This is a genomic window from Hydrogenophaga sp. ANAO-22 (genome assembly GCF_042466645.1).
Lineage (GTDB): Bacteria > Pseudomonadota > Gammaproteobacteria > Burkholderiales > Burkholderiaceae_C > Hydrogenophaga.
Genome location: NZ_CP159956.1, coordinates 3,850,177 through 3,865,472 on the forward strand (window position 1 = coordinate 3,850,177; position 15,296 = coordinate 3,865,472).

General features: G+C 69.6%; 13 protein-coding genes and 1 other RNA gene. 10 read left to right on the forward strand and 4 right to left on the reverse strand.

Going from position 1 to position 15,296, the window contains the following annotated elements:
* Window positions 1-8: 8 nt before the first annotated feature.
* From pyrC to htpX, 4 genes are all read left to right on the forward strand, one after another.
* Complete coding sequence (pyrC, locus tag ABSY19_RS18535) at window positions 9-1,058, forward strand: dihydroorotase (protein WP_382154492.1); 1,050 nt, start codon at window positions 9-11, stop codon at window positions 1,056-1,058.
* 5 nt (window positions 1,059-1,063) lie between these two features.
* The gene (locus ABSY19_RS18540) at window positions 1,064-1,819 is read left to right on the forward strand and encodes a DUF3025 domain-containing protein (RefSeq protein ID WP_382154495.1); all 756 of its coding nucleotides are present in this window, start codon (window positions 1,064-1,066) and stop codon (window positions 1,817-1,819) included.
* Entirely contained in the window at window positions 1,816-3,201 is a 1,386-nt protein-coding gene (locus ABSY19_RS18545; RefSeq protein ID WP_382154498.1) for a glutamine synthetase family protein, read from the forward strand. The genes ABSY19_RS18540 and ABSY19_RS18545 overlap by 4 nt, the downstream gene beginning before the upstream one ends.
* A gap of 98 nt (window positions 3,202-3,299) precedes the next feature.
* Entirely contained in the window at window positions 3,300-4,166 is an 867-nt protein-coding gene (gene htpX, locus ABSY19_RS18550; RefSeq protein ID WP_382154501.1) for a protease HtpX, read from the forward strand.
* 148 nt (window positions 4,167-4,314) lie between these two features.
* Here the strand turns inward: htpX and ABSY19_RS18555 are convergent, their stop codons facing one another.
* Together ABSY19_RS18555 and ABSY19_RS18560 are read right to left on the reverse strand one after the other, a co-directional pair.
* Window positions 4,315-4,998: a glycine zipper 2TM domain-containing protein gene (locus tag ABSY19_RS18555; protein ID WP_291117898.1), complete on the reverse strand. Its 684-nt coding sequence runs from the start codon at window positions 4,996-4,998 to the stop codon at window positions 4,315-4,317.
* 83 nt (window positions 4,999-5,081) lie between these two features.
* Window positions 5,082-6,176, reverse strand: coding sequence for a GlxA family transcriptional regulator (locus tag ABSY19_RS18560; RefSeq protein WP_382154504.1), 1,095 nt, complete (start codon window positions 6,174-6,176; stop codon window positions 5,082-5,084).
* Window positions 6,177-6,274: 98 nt separating this feature from the next.
* Between ABSY19_RS18560 and ABSY19_RS18565 the strand changes: the two genes are divergently transcribed.
* Window positions 6,275-7,621, forward strand: coding sequence for an amidohydrolase (locus ABSY19_RS18565; RefSeq protein ID WP_382154507.1), 1,347 nt, complete (start codon window positions 6,275-6,277; stop codon window positions 7,619-7,621).
* On the opposite strand, the gene ABSY19_RS18570 is transcribed toward ABSY19_RS18565, so the two are convergent.
* Window positions 7,608-9,458: an NAD(P)/FAD-dependent oxidoreductase gene (locus tag ABSY19_RS18570; protein ID WP_382154510.1), complete on the reverse strand. Its 1,851-nt coding sequence runs from the start codon at window positions 9,456-9,458 to the stop codon at window positions 7,608-7,610. The two genes, ABSY19_RS18565 and ABSY19_RS18570, sit on opposite strands and share 14 nt — an antisense overlap.
* 113 nt (window positions 9,459-9,571) lie before the next feature.
* Here ABSY19_RS18570 and ABSY19_RS18575 point away from each other — a divergent pair, with 113 nt between their 5' ends.
* The 3 genes from ABSY19_RS18575 (at window position 9,572) to rnpB (ending at window position 11,920) form a co-directional block, all read left to right on the forward strand.
* Window positions 9,572-10,162: a DUF2239 family protein gene (locus ABSY19_RS18575; RefSeq protein ID WP_382154513.1), complete on the forward strand. Its 591-nt coding sequence runs from the start codon at window positions 9,572-9,574 to the stop codon at window positions 10,160-10,162.
* Between the two features lie 32 nt (window positions 10,163-10,194).
* Complete coding sequence (locus ABSY19_RS18580; RefSeq protein ID WP_382154516.1) at window positions 10,195-11,550, forward strand: MATE family efflux transporter; 1,356 nt, start codon at window positions 10,195-10,197, stop codon at window positions 11,548-11,550.
* Between the two features lie 20 nt (window positions 11,551-11,570).
* Window positions 11,571-11,920: RNase P RNA component class A (gene rnpB, locus ABSY19_RS18585), an RNA gene on the forward strand.
* Here rnpB and ABSY19_RS18590 read toward each other — a convergent pair.
* Window positions 11,915-12,952, reverse strand: coding sequence for a LysR family transcriptional regulator (locus ABSY19_RS18590; RefSeq protein ID WP_382154519.1), 1,038 nt, complete (start codon window positions 12,950-12,952; stop codon window positions 11,915-11,917). The two genes, rnpB and ABSY19_RS18590, sit on opposite strands and share 6 nt — an antisense overlap.
* 116 nt (window positions 12,953-13,068) lie before the next feature.
* Here ABSY19_RS18590 and ABSY19_RS18595 point away from each other — a divergent pair, with 116 nt between their 5' ends.
* Both ABSY19_RS18595 and ABSY19_RS18600 read left to right on the forward strand, forming a co-directional pair.
* Complete coding sequence (locus ABSY19_RS18595; protein WP_382154522.1) at window positions 13,069-14,118, forward strand: Rieske 2Fe-2S domain-containing protein; 1,050 nt, start codon at window positions 13,069-13,071, stop codon at window positions 14,116-14,118.
* Window positions 14,119-14,157: 39 nt separating this feature from the next.
* Window positions 14,158-15,294: an ABC transporter substrate-binding protein gene (locus ABSY19_RS18600; protein WP_382154525.1), complete on the forward strand. Its 1,137-nt coding sequence runs from the start codon at window positions 14,158-14,160 to the stop codon at window positions 15,292-15,294.
* The last annotated feature ends 2 nt before the right edge of the window (window positions 15,295-15,296 follow it).

Genomic DNA, 15,296 nt, shown 5'->3' on the forward strand with positions numbered 1-15,296 from the left:
ATCGAGGCATGAACGCCTCGACCGCCCCACAGACCCTCACGATCACCCGACCCGACGACTGGCACCTGCACGTGCGCGATGGCGAGGCGCTGCACACCGTGGTGCCGCACACCGCGGCGCAGTTCGGCCGGGCGATCATCATGCCCAACCTCAAGCCGCCGGTGACCACCGCGGCGCAGGCCATGGCCTACCGCGATCGCATCCGCGCCGCCGTGCCCGCCGGCATGGCCTTCGAGCCGCTGATGACGCTCTACCTCACCGACAACCTGCCGCCCGAGGAAATCGCGCGGGCCAAGGACGTGGGCGTGGTCGCCTTGAAGCTCTACCCCGCGGGCGCCACCACCAACAGCGATGCCGGCGTGACCGACATCCGCAAGACCTACAAGACGCTGGAAGCCATGCAGCGCGCCGGCCTGCTGTTGCTGGTGCACGGCGAAGTGACCTCGCCCGACATCGACCTGTTCGACCGCGAGGCCGTGTTCATCGATGAGCAGCTGATTCCGCTGCGGCGCGACTTTCCCGAGCTCAAGATCGTGATGGAGCACATCACCACGAAAGAGGCCGCGCAGTACGTGGGCGAGGCCGGCGCGTTCACCGCCGCCACCCTCACGGCCCACCACCTGCTCTACAACCGCAACGCCATCTTCACCGGCGGCATCCGCCCGCATTACTACTGCCTGCCGGTGCTCAAGCGCGAGGCCCACCGCCAGGCCCTGGTGGCCGCCGCCACCAGCGGCAGCGACCGTTTCTTCCTCGGCACGGACAGCGCGCCGCACCCGGCCCACCTGAAGGAGCACGCCACCGGCTGCGCCGGCTGCTACACCGCGCACGCCGCGATCGAGATGTACGCCGAGGCCTTCGACTCGGTGGGCGCGCTCGACAAGCTCGAGGCTTTCGCCAGCTTCCACGGCCCGGCCTTCTACGGGCTGCCGCGCAACAGCGGCACCGTCACCCTGAAGCGCGAGAGCTGGACCACGCCCGAGAGCTTCCGCTTTGGCGAGGCCGATCTCAAGCCGCTGCGTGGCGGCGAGGCCTTGCCCTGGCGCTTGCAAGCCTGAGTCCCTTGGAACTGGCGCTCGACTGGACCGCGCCCTGGTTCGCGCCCGTGGCCCATGAAGGGCGGGCGGTGGCGGCGTCCCTGGCGGGCGGCGAGCCCTGGCCGCAGGCGCTGGGTGGCGCCGCCCCGGTGCGCTTCGTGCCGCAGGCCGAACTGCCCGCCGGGACCCCTTACGAACAGTTCATCTTCGACACTGGCCGCGTGCCCACGCGCGAGAACCTGCACGATTTCTTCAACGGTTTGTGCTGGCGCCGTTTCCCGTTGACCAAGCAATGCTTGAACCGGCTGCAGGCCGCGCAGATCGCCGCCGACGGCGTGCGCGACGCGCGGGGCCCGGTGCGCGACGCACTCACCCTGTTCGACGAAAACGCCGCCCTGCTGCAGGCACCCGCGCCGCTCTGGGCGGCCTTGGCGGCCCGCGACTGGCATCGCCTGTTCGTGACGCTGCGCCCGCTCTGGGCGCAGGCGAGGCTGGTGCTGTTCGGCCACGCCCTGCTGGAAAAGCTGGTGACGCCCTACAAGTCCATCACCGCCCATGTGTTCCGCGCGCCGGTGCCGGCGTCGCTGGGCGACGACCTTGCCGCGTGGGACGCATGGCTGGCGCAGGGCCTCAGCGCGCCGGTGCTCGCGGCCAAACCGTTCACGCCGCTGCCGGTGCTGGGCGTGCCGGGCTGGTGGGCGGCGAACGAAGATCCCGCTTACTATGCCGACGCCGGGGTGTTCCGCCCCAGGCGCACCGATGCCCCAACGGACACCCCATGACCCAGCCCGCCCCGACCACCTGGTCCCACCTGAACCTGGCGCAAGACGCTGACCGCGCCGAACTCGCCGCCCATTTCCGCGCCACCGGCGTGCGCGACGTGGAATGCCTGTTCGCCGACGTCACCGGCTACCCGCGCGGCAAGCTCATGCCGGCGGCCAGCTTCGCTGCGGGCGGCGAGCTGCGCATCTGCCAGGCCATTCCCATGCAGTGCGTGACGGGCGAGTATTCCTACGACAAGGTCTTTCCCGACAGCGACCCCGACGTGCGCCTGGTGCCCGACCTGGCCACGCTCAAGCTCGCCCCCTGGGCCAGCGTGCCGCGCTACCTCGCGGTGCACGACTGCGTGGAGCTCGACGGCAGCCTGTGCGAGTTCGCCCCGCGCTCGGTGCTCAAGAACGTGGTGGCGCGTTACCAGGCCCTGGGGCTCACGCCCGTGGTCGCGCCGGAGATCGAGTTCTACCTGACCGCCGCCATGACAGACCCGGCCCAGCCGCTGACGCCGCCGGTGGGGCGGGGGGGCCGGCCCGAGGTCGGGCAGTCGGCCTTCAGCCTGAACGCGCTCAACGAACTGGCGCTGTTCTGGGACGCGTTCCACGCCGCCATCGACGCGCTCGGCATCCGGGCCGACACCTGGCTGCACGAGGTCGGCCCCTGCCAGTACGAGATCAACCTGCTGCACGGCGACCCCGTGGCCGTGGCCGACCAGGCCTTCCTGTTCAAGACGGCGGCGCGCGAGATCGCACTGCAGCACGGCCTCAACGCGGTGTTCATGGCCAAGCCCCTGGCGGGCGAAGCGGGCAGCTCCATGCACCTGCACCAGAGCGTGGTGGACGCCGAAGGCCGCAACATCTTCAGCCAGGCCGATGGGGCCGAAAGCGAGGCCTTCCTGCACTACATCGGCGGCCTGCAGGCCTTCACGCCCGATCTCACGCTGATCTACGCGCCCACCGTCAATTCCTACCGCCGCTACGTCGCTGGCAGCCAGGCGCCGATCAACGTGGAATGGGGCCGCGACAACCGCACCGCCGGCCTGCGCGTGCCGGTGAGCCCACCGGCCGCGCGCCGGGTGGAAAACCGCCTGGCCGGCGCCGACGCCAACCCCTACCTGGCCATGGCCGCCACGCTCGCCGCCGGCCTGGAAGGCCTGCGGACGCGCTGTCTGCCGGGCGAACCGGTGCAGGACAATGGCTACGACCTGCCCCGGGGCCTGCCGCGAACTTTTTTCACCGCCCACGAACAAATGGCCCAGAGCGCTCACGCGCCGCGCCTGCTGGGCGAGCGCTTCGTGCGCGCCTACCTCGCGGTCAAGGCGCTGGAACACGAGAGCTTCCTCAACGAGATCAGTGCCTGGGAACGGCGCTTCCTGCTGCCCCAGGTCTGAGGCCGGCGCGCGCTGAAAGGGCGGTGCCGCTTGAAGAACCGCGTGGGCGGCCCCACTTATCATCCCGCTGTCGTCGATACCTATAACCCGGAGTCCCCATGAAACGCATCCTGCTGTTTGTCCTGACCAACTTCGCCGTGATGGCGGTGCTGTTGATCACCACCCGCATCCTGGGCGTGGATCGCTTCCTCACGGCCAATGGGCTGAACATGACGGCGCTGGCCGGGTTCTCGCTTGTGATCGGCTTCGGCGGCGCCATCATCTCGCTGCTGATCAGCAAGCCCATGGCCAAGTTCAGCGCCGGCGTGCGCGTGATCAACCAGCCGCAGAACGCCGACGAAGCCTGGATCGTGGAGACCGTGCGCCGCTTTGCCGACAAGGCCAACATCGGCATGCCCGAGGTCGGCATCTTCGACGGTGCGCCCAACGCCTTCGCCACCGGCGCGTTCAAGAACTCGGCCCTGGTGGCGGTGTCCACCGGCCTGCTGCAGAACATGACCAAGGAGGAAGTCGAGGCCGTGATCGGCCACGAGGTCGCGCACGTGGCCAACGGCGACATGGTCACCATGACGCTGATCCAGGGCGTGATGAACACCTTCGTGGTGTTCCTCAGCCGCGTGATCGGCTACGCGGTGGACGCCTTCCTGCGCCGCGGCAGCGACAACAACTCCGGCCCCGGCATCGGTTACATGATCACCACCATCGTGATGGACATCGTGCTGGGTTTCCTGGCCGCCATCATCGTGGCCTGGTTCAGCCGCCAGCGCGAGTTCCGCGCCGACGCGGGTGCCGCCAGCCTGATGGGCCGCAAGCAGCCCATGATCAATGCGCTGGCCCGCCTGGGCGGCCTCACGCCGGGCGAGCTGCCCAAGACCATGCAGGCGCTGGGCATCACGGGTAGCCTGGGCAAGCTGTTCTCCACCCACCCGCCGATCGAGGAGCGCATCGCGGCATTGCAGAAGTAGCCCCCCGCGCCGCCTGCGGCGTCACCCCCCAGGGGGCGCACCTGGCGGCCCGGCGAAGCCGGTTCCGCGGGTGCCCTGGTTGAAAGTCCTTTTTCTCCGGCCCCATGAAAAAAGCGACCCGAGGGTCGCTTTTTTCATGGGGCCGGGTTCAGCGGTTGCGTTCCCAACGGTCGTTGTCGCGGCGGTTGTAGTAGCCGTCGTGGCGCGGGTACGGGTGGCCCGGGCCCCAGCGGTTGCCCGGGTAGGCGGGGTAGTAGGTGGTGCCGATCGTGATGCGGGTGGACGGCTCCACGTACTGGGTCTGGGGCTGGTAGGAGGGGTAGACCACGGGCGGCGGAGGCGGCGGCATGGCGTCGGCCGGTGTGACGTTCAGGCGCACGAAGCGGCCCGGGTCCTGCGGCATCTGCGTGCGGTACTGGCGGCCGGCGTACTCGTATACCACGTCGTAGGCCACGGTGCGGTTTTCGTAGAAGGTCTGCGTGCCGCACTGGCGGTAGGTTTCGGTGTAGGGCTGGCTCGGGCCTTCGATGCGGTTGCCCAGCATGGCGCCGCCAATCAGGCCGATCACGGTGGCAGCGGCACGGCCACCGCCGTCGCCGATCGCATTGCCCATCGCACCACCGGCGATGCCGCCGATCAGCGCGCCGGCGCCGGACTTCTGGCCCTGGTAGGTCACCTGCTGGTCGCTGCAGACCTCGCGCGGCACGGCCACCTGCTGGATGACGGGGGTGCTGCTGACCACGCGGCCTTGTTCATCCTGAGCGTGCGCCACGCCGCTGCCGGCCAGGGCGAGCAAGCCGGTCATCACGGGAATCAGAACGGGGGTTTTCATGGAGAACTCCTTATGGGGGTAGCCTGAAGCATGCACCGCTTGTGTCAAGCCCGGATGCCCATGCTGTAAAGATTCGTGTCGTTCTACGGGGTTCCCGGCTTTTTTGCCGCCGATCGCAGGGCCGAGAGCGCGGTGTCCACGCTGGCACCGGTGTCCACCCGCCAGCGGCGGCGTGGCGCGCGCAGGGCGTGCCGTTGCCGGTAGGCGGTGGGGGTGAGCCCGGTGTGGCGCGCGAAGACGCGGCGGAATGCCGCCGGGTCGGTGTAGCCGCAGGCCAGCGCCACCGTGGGCACGCTCTCCAGCGTGATCTCGAGCAGCACGCGCGCCCGGGCGCAGCGCAGGCCGTGCAGGTGGTCCAGCGGCGAATGGCCCAGCTCCTGTTGGAAGTGGCGCAGCAGGGTGCGGGCGCTGACCGCGGCGGCGGTCGCCAGCGCCGCCAGGTCGTAGGGTTGCTCCACGCGCTGCTCCATCCAGGCGAGGGCGCGCGCCAGTGTGCTGTCGCGGGTGTTTGGAATGGCGTGAGAGGCCTGCGCGGCGGCGAGTTCGCGATCGCGATCGGGCTGCAGCACCGCCGCCAGGGCCGCGGCCGGTTCGGTGCCCAGGGCGTGCTGCGCCAGCGCGACGGCGAGCGGGCCCAGGTCGGCGGGGTAGGCGGCGCTGAGCCAGGGGCCGTCCTCGCAAAAGCCCTGGCCGGCTTCGGGCGTGAGGGCCGGAAAGTCGCGGCGCAGGCCGGCGACGTAGTACCACGCGAGCGCGAGGCGGCGCCCGTCCAGCCGCCCGCTGTGCGCGGCGAACCAAGCGCCATTGCCCAGCGTGCACACCCGGCGGCCCGTGTCCACCATCAGCGCGGCCCGGTGCGCGAGCGCCGCGTGGCGCTGCACGGCCTGGCGAAGCGTGGGAATGTCGGCCAGGTGCAGGGGCGCAATGAAGAGCGCTGCCGCAGGGCTGTCGCCGCCCTGGCCTTCGAGCGCGAGCGCCTGCAGCAGCCCTTCTTCGGCGCGCAGCGGCTGGCCCAGGGCATCGACGAAGCGCCAGGCCAGGCGCGGTGCCCGGGCGCCCAGGCGCAGGCCCGCCATCAGGTTGGCGGTGCGCAGCAATTCCACCAGCGCCAGGGCGTGGCCCATGGCGCTTTCAGGCAACACGGCGATCTCGACGACAAAAGGGGGCTGGGCGGGCATGGCGGTATCAGCTTCCTGAATGGCGATATTAGCTTCCTACCGAGGGAAGCACGCTCTTAGCATGGACGTCTCATCCACTTCCCCCAGGGGTACTTCTGATGCGCTTGTCTCTCTCAACGTCCTCGCTCGTGGCGGCACTCGCGGCCAGCGGTGGTTTTTGGCTGACCACGCCGGTGGCGGCCCAGGCGCTCGATGCCGCCGGTTTCAAGCAGATCGAGACGGCGGTGGACGCGCTCGCGCCCAAGATGGTGGCCTGGCGCCGCGACATCCATGAACATCCCGAGCTCTCGGGCCAGGAAGTGCGCACCGCCAAGCTGGTGGCCGAGCACCTGCGCAAGCTGGGCATGGAGGTGCAGACCGGCGTGGGCGGCACCGGCGTGGTGGGCACCTTGCGCGGTGGTCTGCCGGGCAAGGTGGTGGCGCTGCGCGCCGACATGGACGCGCTGCCGGTCGAAGAGAAGACCGGTCTGGCCTTCGCCTCGAAGCAGAAGGCCACTTACCTCGGCAAGGAAGTGTCGGTGATGCACGCCTGCGGGCACGACGCCCACGTGGCCATGCTGATGGGCGCGGCCGAGGCGCTGGCGGGCCTGCGCGCGCAGTTGCCGGGCACGGTGAAGTTCATTTTCCAGCCGGCCGAGGAGGGCGCGCCCGTGGTGGCGGATGCCAGCGGCAAGGTGCCCAGCTTCGGCGCCAAGGCCATGATCGAAGCCGGGGCTTTGAAGGACGTGCAGGCCATCTACGGCCTGCACATCACGTCCAACCTGCCCTCGGGTGTGGTGGGCTACCGCAGCGGCCCGCTGATGGCCGGTTCGGACGCGCTGACCATCCACGTGGACGGGCGCGGCGGCCATGGGTCGTCGCCCTGGGCTGCGGTCGATCCGGTCGTGGCGTCGAGCCAGGTGGTGCTGGGTCTGCAGACCATCGTGAGCCGCCAGCTCAACATCAGCAAGGAGCCGGCGGTCATCACCATCGGCTCCATCCAGGGTGGCACGCGCTACAACATCATTCCCGACAGCGTGGAGATGATGGGCACGCTGCGCACCTTCGACGAGGAGATGCGCGAGGACGCGAAGAAGCGCATCGTGGCGACCGCCGAGTCGATCGCGGCTTCCAGCGGCGCCAAGGCGCGCGTGAGCTTCGGCCCGGTGGCCTACCCGGTCACCACCAACCCGGCCAAGCTCACCGAAGCCTCGCTGCCGGCGCTGCGCGAAGCCCTGGGTGGCAAGGTCATGCTGATCCCCAAGGTGAGCGGCTCGGAAGACTTCTCGGAGTTCCAGAAGGTGGTGCCCGGCTTCTTCTATTTCCTGGGCGCGCCGCAGAAGGGGCAGGACTTCGCCAAGGCGCCGTCCAACCACTCGCCGCTGTTCGACCTCGACGAGGCCCAGCTGCCGGTGGGCGCCCGTTCGCTCGCCTCGCTGGCGGTGGACTTCCTCAAGCGGCCCTGAGGGCTGCCGGGGCGGCCTCGCCGAGCAGGTCTCGCGCGAGTGCCTCGGCCACCCGCAGGCCGTCCACACCGGCCGAGAGAATGCCGCCGGCATAACCCGCGCCTTCGCCGGCCGGGTACAGGCCGCGCGTGTTCAGGCTCTGGCAGTCGTCGCCGCGCGCGAGGCGCAGCGGCGACGAGGTGCGGGTTTCGACACCGGTCAGCACGGCGTCGGGCATGTCGTAGCCGCGCATCTTGCGGCCGAACACGGGCAGCGCCTCGCGCATGGCCTCGATGGCGTAGGCGGGCAGGGCAGGGGCCAGATCGCCGAGCTTCACGCCGGGCCGGTACGAGGGCTCCACCTCGCCCAGCGCGCTCGAAGGCGTCTGCTTCAGGAAGTCGCCCACCAGCTGGCCGGGCGCTTCGTAGTTGGCCCCGCCCAATTGGTAGGCGCGGGCTTCGAGTTCGCGCTGCAGCACGATGCCGGCCAGCGGGTGCGTGCGGCCTTGCGCTGCGAGCGCACGGGCCTGCTCGGTGTAGCGCGCGCCGTCGGTCTCGCCGAAGGCGGCGGTCCACAGCGGCAGGTCTTGCGCCAACGCCTGCGGAAAGTCGCTGGGTTCGATGCCCACCACCAGGCCCGCGTTGGCGTTGCGCTCGTTGCGCGAATACTGGCTCATGCCGTTGGTGACCACGCGCCCGGGTTCGGAGGTGGCGGCCACCACGGTGCCGCCCGGGCACATGCAGAAGCTGTAGACCGCGCGGCCGTTCTTCGCGTGGTGCACCAGCTTGTAGTCGGCTGCACCCAGCAGCGGGTGGCCGGCGTGGCGGCCCCAGCGCGCGCGGTCGATCACGCCTTGCGGGTGCTCGATGCGAAAGCCGATGGAGAACGGTTTGGCCTCCATGAACACGCCCGCGTCCCACAGCAGGGCGAAGGTGTCGCGCGAACTGTGGCCCAGGGCGAGCACCACGCGCCGCACCGGCATGTCGATGGTGTCGCCGCTGTCCAGGCGCCGCACCTGCAGGCGGTCGATGCGCTGGCCTTCTTCGCCGGCCTGGGCCAGGCCGATGCCGCAGACCTGGTGCTGGAAGCGGATCTCGCCGCCCAGCGCCACGATCTTCTCGCGCATGGCCTCCACCACGCGCACCAGCTTGAAGGTGCCGATGTGCGGGTGCGCGGTGTAAAGGATTTCGGGCGGCGCGCCGGCCTCCACGAACTCGTGCATGACCTTGCGGCCGAGGAAGCGCGGGTCCTTGATCTGGCTGTAGAGCTTGCCGTCGGAAAACAGGCCGGCACCGCCCTCGCCGTACTGCACGTTGCTTTCGGGGTTGAGCACGTGCTTGCGCCACAGGCCCCAGGTGTCCTTGGTGCGCTCGCGCACCGGCTTGCCGCGCTCGAGCACGATGGGCCGCAGTCCCATCTGCGCCAGCGCCAGCGCCGTGAACAGGCCGCAGGGCCCCAGGCCCACCACCACCGGGCGCTCGCGCTCGTCGCTGGGCCAATGCGCCGGTGCGTGGCCTGGGGCGTGCCAGGCCATGTCAGGCGTGGGCTGGATGTGGGGCTTGCCCGCGTGCGCCGCGAGCAGGGTGGCTTCCTGCCCCGGGTCGGCCAGCGCCACGTCGACGATGTAGACCGCGAGCAGGTCGGCCTTGCGCGCATCGAAGCTGCGCTTGAACACGTCCAGTTGGGCGATCTGCGCGGCCTCGATGCCCAGCGCGGTGGCGGCCAGGGCGGTCAGGGCGTCGATGGGATGCGGCGGGGGCTGCCGGTCGACCTCGGTTTCGGTCGGGGCGTCGGCGGCGCGGCGGTGTTCGGCCGGCACGGCGGCCAGCGGCAGTTTGAGTTCGGAGAGGCGGATCATGTGTCGTGGGGCTTGTGTTGATCAAGCAGAAGACGAAGCCCCCATATTGTCGTCAATGCGCCGCCATCAAAATAATCCGGGTGAAATTATTAAACCCGGATAGAATGAGGCGCATGAACGACACAACCCTTCCCACCTGCACCGCCTTCATCGGCTCGAAACGGGTGGCCTTCGGCTCCTACGACGAGGTGGCACGGACCCTCGCCACGCTCGACCTTTCGGCGGGCGGCTTGCTGGTGTTCGACGACGCCACCGCGGCGCAGGTCGATCACCCCTGGCCGTCCGGCCACCCGGCACCGCCCGCCGATGACGCGCGCCGCGCGGCACCCGCCGCCGCCCCCCAGGTGGGTCGACCGCGCATGGGCGTGGTGGCGCGCGAGGTGACGCTGTTGCCACGCCACTGGGCGTGGCTGGCGCAGCAGCCCGGTGGCGCGTCGGCGGCCCTGCGGCGCCTGGTCGAGGAAGCGCGCCGCACCCACGCCGATCGCGACGGCTGGCGCCAGGCCAAGGAGCGCGCCTACCGCTTCATGAGCGCCATCGCGGGGGGCTTCGAGGGGTTCGAAGAAGCCTCGCGCGCGCTGTTTGCCCACGACGCCGAGGCCTTCGCGCGCTGCATCGCCGGCTGGCCGGCGGACGTGCAGGCGCACTTGGCCTGGCTCGCGCGCGACGCGTTCGCGCCCGAAACGGCGGCACCATCCGCCTGACCCCTTTTCAACAAGACAACAAGAAGCCCTCCATGCCCAACGCTCCCCAAGGCCCGCTCTGGCGCGTCTACCTCGTTTTCCTCGTGCCCATGGTGCTGTCCAACATCCTGCAAGGGCTGTCGGGCACGCTCAACGGCATCTTCATCGGCCAGATGCTGGGCACGCACGCGCTGGCGGCGGTCTCGGGCATGTTCCCGATCGTGTTCTTCTTCATCTCGCTGGTGATCGGCATCGGCGCGGGCGCCTCGGTGCTCATCGGCCAGGCCTGGGGCGCGCGCGAGCCGCACAAGGTCAAGGCCATCGCGGGCACGGCGCTGGTGCTGGGCGCCCTGATCGGCCTGGTCGCCGCCGTGCTGGGCGTGGTGTTCGCGCGGACGGCGCTGCAGGCCCTGGGCACGCCGGTGGACGTGCTCGACGACGCGGTGGCCTACGCGCGGGTGATGCTGCTGATCATGCCGCTGCTGCTGGTCTTCATCCTGTTCACGCAGTTGCTGCGCGGCGTGAGCGACACGGTCTCGCCCCTGATCGCCCTGCTGCTGTCGACCGCGCTGGGCCTGCTGCTCACGCCGGCGCTGATCCAGGGCTGGCTGGGGCTGCCGCGCCTGGGCATCCAGAGCGCGGCCTACGCGGGGCTGGTGTCCTACGCGGCGGCGCTGGGTTTTCTCGCGTGGCGCCTGGGCCGCAAGCACCACGTGCTGGCTGTCGATCGCGAACTGATCGGCGCGCTGCGGCTGGACCGCGACATCCTGGCCAAGGTGATGCGCATCGGCATCCCGACCGGGCTGCAGATGGTGGTGATCTCGGCCTCCGAACTCGTGATCCTCGCGCTGGTGAACGGCCACGGCTCGCAGGCCACGGCGGCCTACGGCGCGGTCACGCAGGTGGTGAACTACGTGCAGTTCCCCGCGCTGTCCATCGCGATCACTGCGTCCATCCTGGCGGCGCAGTCCATCGGCGCGGGCCGGGTCGACCGCCTGGGCGCGATCCTGCGCACCGGCCTGTGGCTCAACGCCGTGCTCACCGGCGCCCTGGTGCTGCTGGGCTACGCTCTCTCGCACAAGCTGATGGGCCTGTTCCTCACGCAGCCCGAGGTGCGTGCGCAGGCCGAGCACCTGCTGCACATCATGCTGTGGAGCATCCTGGTGTTCGGCTTCCAGGCGGTGGTGGGTGGCCTCATGCGCGCCAGCGGCGTGGTGATGGTGCCCATGGCCATCTCGGTCTTCTGCATCCTGGCGATCCAGCTGCCGGCGGCCTACGTGCTCGACGCGAAGATGGGCCTGCCCGGCGTGTGGGTCGCGTTCCCGGTGGCCTATGTGGCCATGCTGGTGATGCAGACCGCGTATTACCGGCTGGTGTGGCGGCATCGCAAGATCGAGCGCCTCGTTTGAGCAGGCGATAATCGCCGCGTGAAGCGCACCAGACCGCCGCTGGCACGACATCCCGAAAGGGTGTGCTGGAGGAACGTCCGGACTGCACAGGACAGCGTAGGAGGTAATACCTCTCCGCCGACAAGCCCATCGAGCTCGCTCGATGGGCCCTAAGGTGAGGATCAGAGCAACAGAGACGAGCCGATTCAGTTCGGGTGAAACGGGCAATCTCTACGCGCAGCAACACCAAATAGGCCAGCGTTGACGTGGTTCCGCGGAGCTGGCGGGTAGGTGGCACCGAGCCGGGGAGTGATCCCCGGCCCAGATGAATGGCGGTCACGGTGGGGGCAACCCCGCCGCACAGAATCCGGCTTATCGGTGCGCTTCACACTTTATTGGCCCCCACGCTCCGCCGCTGCGCGGGTCGCTGCCCCCCCGGGGAGCTGATCCGGCTTGGGGCGGCCCGGCGCCGGATCGTTTCTCCGCCATACATCGACTGCTCCACCGCGCGCCACTCGTCCGACTGTTCGTTGAACAGCTGCGACACCTGCGCGCGCAGCCACTGGTTGCGCGTGTCGTGGCGGTACAGGCGGTGCCAGTGCTGCTGCACGGCAAAGCGCGGCGGGTCGAAAGGCGGGCGCACCAGGCGGATCGCACCGCTGCGCGCCACGCTCATGCCGGCGGCCAGCGGCACCGTGGCCACCAACTCCGATTCGGCGATCACCGCCGCCAGGCTCATGTAATGTGGCGTGCGCAGCACCACGTGGCGGTGGATGCCCTTGCGTTCGATGAAGCGGTCCACCAGGTCGGTGCTGCGCGCGGGCGAGCTCACCAGCGCGTGGTCCAGCGACTCGAAGTCCTTCAGGCTCAGCCGGGTCTGCGCGAACGGGTGGTCGGCGCGCATCACGCAGGCGAAGGTGTGCATGTACAGCCGCTGGTGGAAGAACACCTGCTTGCTCAGATCCGGGAAGTAGCCCATGGCCAGGTCCGCCTCACCCGCCTCCATCGCGGCCTCCAGCTGCGAGCTGGGCAGGGGGAAGCAGCGCACCGAGGCGTGCGGTGCATGCACCGCCAGGTGGCGGATCAGGCGGGGCAGGAACACGATCTCGGCCACGTCGGCCATGACCAGGCGGAACTCGGTCTGCGTGGTGGCCGGGTCGAACTGCGGGTCGGCCAGGATGCCGGTGCGCACCTGGCCGAGCACCGCGCGCGCCGTGCCCACCATCTCGCGGGCGCGCGGCGTCGGCTCCATGCCTTTGGAGGTGCGCACGAACAGCGTGTCCTCGAACTGCAGGCGCAGCCGGTTCAGGGCGGTGCTGAAGCCGGACTGGCTCATGCCCAGCTGCTGGGCGGCGCGGGTGACGTTGCGCGTCTCGTCCAGGCTGACCAGCACGCGCAGCAGGTTGAGGTCGAAGTCCATCATCGCTCCGGCAGATAGTGGGTATCGGCATAGTGTATTGATGGTCCGGACCGGCCGCCCTAGATTCCGTTCCCAGACCGGCAGCCCACGCTACCGCCGGCAAGCACGGAGACAAAGACATGTTCGTCAAGAATTGCTGGTACGTCGCGGCCTGGGACCACGAGGTGCTGGCCGACACGCTGCTCGAACGCGGCATCCTCAACCAGTCCATCCTGATCTACCGCCTGGCCGACGGCACGCCGGTGGCGCTGGACAACAAGTGCCCGCACCGGCACGCGCCGCTGAACCTGGGGCGGCGCGAGGGCGACAGCGTGCGCTGCATGTACCACGGCCTCAAGTTCGACGCCACGGGCCAGTGCACCGAGATCCCGGGCCAGGACCGCATCCCGCCCAAGCTGTGCGTGAAGAGCTACCCCATGGTGCAGCGCGGGCGCTGGCTGTGGATCTGGATGGGCGACCCCGAGCGGGCCAACCCGGCGCTGATCCCCGACGCGTACTCGCTCAACCACCCCGAGTGGCGCATGAAGCCGGGCTACCTGCACTACGACGCCGACTACCAGCTGATCTCCGACAACCTGCTGGACTTTTCGCACCTGTCCTACGTGCACGAGAAGACCCTGGGCGGTTCGCCCAACATCGCCGAGGTGAAGCCGGTGATCGAACGCCTGGAGCGCGGCGTGCGCGTGACGCGCGACGTGCACAACACCGTGCCGGCGCCGTACCACGCGCGCCTGGGCGGCTTCACCGGCAAGGTCAACCGGCGCTTCAGCTACGACTACCTAGTGCCCGGCGTCCTGCTGATGGCCGCCAGCGTGAAACCCGCCGACACGCCCGACGACGACATGACCGGGGCCCTGCAGTTCCACAGCTGCCAGGCGCTGACGCCGGAGACCGACACCACCACGCACTACTTCTTCATGCAGGCGCACAAGTTCCGGCTCGACGACGCGACCATCACCGAGTCGATCTACCAGAGCCTGTGCACGGCCTTCGAGGAGGACCGCCGCATCATCGAGGCGCAACAGCGCCTGATCCGCCGCACGCCACCCAGCCCCATGCAGCCGATCGCGGCCGACGCGGCGCTCAACCAGTTCCGCTGGCTGATCAAGCGCCTGCACGACGAGGAGGCCGCCGCCCCGACCGTGATTCCGTTGCAGTCCGTGGCCTGAGCGCCGATCACCGATTCACCACCCGAAGGAGACAACAAGATGAAGCCATTCCTGCGCCTGGCCGCGCTCACCACCCTGGCCTTGAGCGGTGCCACGGCCCATGCCGAGATTGTGATCGGCGCCAGCTTTTCCATCACCGGGCCGGCAGCGGCGCTGGGCATTGCGCCGCGCAACACCATCCAGCTGTTCCCGACCGAGATCGCGGGCGAGAAGATTCGCTACGTGGTACTCGACGACGCCACCGACCCGACCAACGCCGCGCGCAACGCGCACCGCCTGGTCACCGAGGAAAAGGTGGACCTGATCATCGGCTCCACCGCCAGCCCGCCGGCGATCGCGATCGCCCAGGTCGCGAGCGAGTCGCAGACCGTGCAGCTCGCGGCGGCCCCGATCGACCTGCCCGAGGAGCGCGGCCAATGGACCTACCGCCTGCCGCAGAGCATCTCGCTGATGGCGCAGGGCACCATCGAGCACATGAAGAAGAGCGGCGCGAAGACCTTCGGTTTCCTGGGCTACTCGGACGCGTACGGCGAATCCTGGCTGCGCGAGATGACGCGCTACGGCAACGAGGCCGGGCTCAAGCTGGTGAGCGTGGAGCGCTTCGGCCGTGCCGACGCCTCGGTGACCGCGCAGGCGCTCAAGGTGCTCTCGCCCAACCCCGACGCCATGCTGGTGGTGGCCTCGGGCAGCGGCGCGGTGATGCCGCAGAAGGCGCTGGTCGATCGCAACTACAAGGGCCGCATCTACCAGACCTTCAGCGCGGTGGCGCCCGACCTGCTGCGCATGGGCGGCAAGGACGTGGAGGGCACGCTGGGGCTGTCGGGCCCGGCCGTGGGCGCCGACCAGCTGCCCGACAACCACCCGTCCAAGCCGGTCGCGCTCGATTTCGTGAAGCTGTACGAAGCCAAGTTCGGGGCCGGCAGCTACAACCAGTTCGCGGCCAACATCTGGGGTGCCAAGCTGCTGTTGGACAAGGCGATCCCGGTGGCGCTGAAGCAGGCGAAGCCCGGCACCGTGGAGTTCCGGCAGGCCTTGAAGAAGGCGATCGAGAACACCGGCGAGGTGGTGGTGCCGCAGGGCGTGCTGAAGTACAGCGCCGCCGACCACTACGGCTACGACCACCGCGCGCGCTTCGTGCTCAAGGCGCGCAACGGCGTGTGGGTCGCGGCGGACTGAGG

What these genes read in the sequence shown, in the direction of transcription:
- pyrC (WP_382154492.1), top strand. Translation starts at nt 9, where the DNA reads ATGAACGCCTCGACCGCCCCACAGACCCTCACGATCACCCGACCCGAC.
- ABSY19_RS18545 (WP_382154498.1), top strand. Translation starts at nt 1,816, where the DNA reads ATGACCCAGCCCGCCCCGACCACCTGGTCCCACCTGAACCTGGCGCAA.
- htpX (WP_382154501.1), top strand. Translation starts at nt 3,300, where the DNA reads ATGAAACGCATCCTGCTGTTTGTCCTGACCAACTTCGCCGTGATGGCG.
- ABSY19_RS18555 (WP_291117898.1), bottom strand. Translation starts at nt 4,998, where the DNA reads ATGAAAACCCCCGTTCTGATTCCCGTGATGACCGGCTTGCTCGCCCTG.
- ABSY19_RS18560 (WP_382154504.1), bottom strand. Translation starts at nt 6,176, where the DNA reads ATGCCCGCCCAGCCCCCTTTTGTCGTCGAGATCGCCGTGTTGCCTGAA.
- ABSY19_RS18565 (WP_382154507.1), top strand. Translation starts at nt 6,275, where the DNA reads ATGCGCTTGTCTCTCTCAACGTCCTCGCTCGTGGCGGCACTCGCGGCC.
- ABSY19_RS18570 (WP_382154510.1), bottom strand. Translation starts at nt 9,458, where the DNA reads ATGATCCGCCTCTCCGAACTCAAACTGCCGCTGGCCGCCGTGCCGGCC.
- ABSY19_RS18575 (WP_382154513.1), top strand. Translation starts at nt 9,572, where the DNA reads ATGAACGACACAACCCTTCCCACCTGCACCGCCTTCATCGGCTCGAAA.
- ABSY19_RS18580 (WP_382154516.1), top strand. Translation starts at nt 10,195, where the DNA reads ATGCCCAACGCTCCCCAAGGCCCGCTCTGGCGCGTCTACCTCGTTTTC.
- ABSY19_RS18590 (WP_382154519.1), bottom strand. Translation starts at nt 12,952, where the DNA reads ATGATGGACTTCGACCTCAACCTGCTGCGCGTGCTGGTCAGCCTGGAC.
- ABSY19_RS18595 (WP_382154522.1), top strand. Translation starts at nt 13,069, where the DNA reads ATGTTCGTCAAGAATTGCTGGTACGTCGCGGCCTGGGACCACGAGGTG.
- ABSY19_RS18600 (WP_382154525.1), top strand. Translation starts at nt 14,158, where the DNA reads ATGAAGCCATTCCTGCGCCTGGCCGCGCTCACCACCCTGGCCTTGAGC.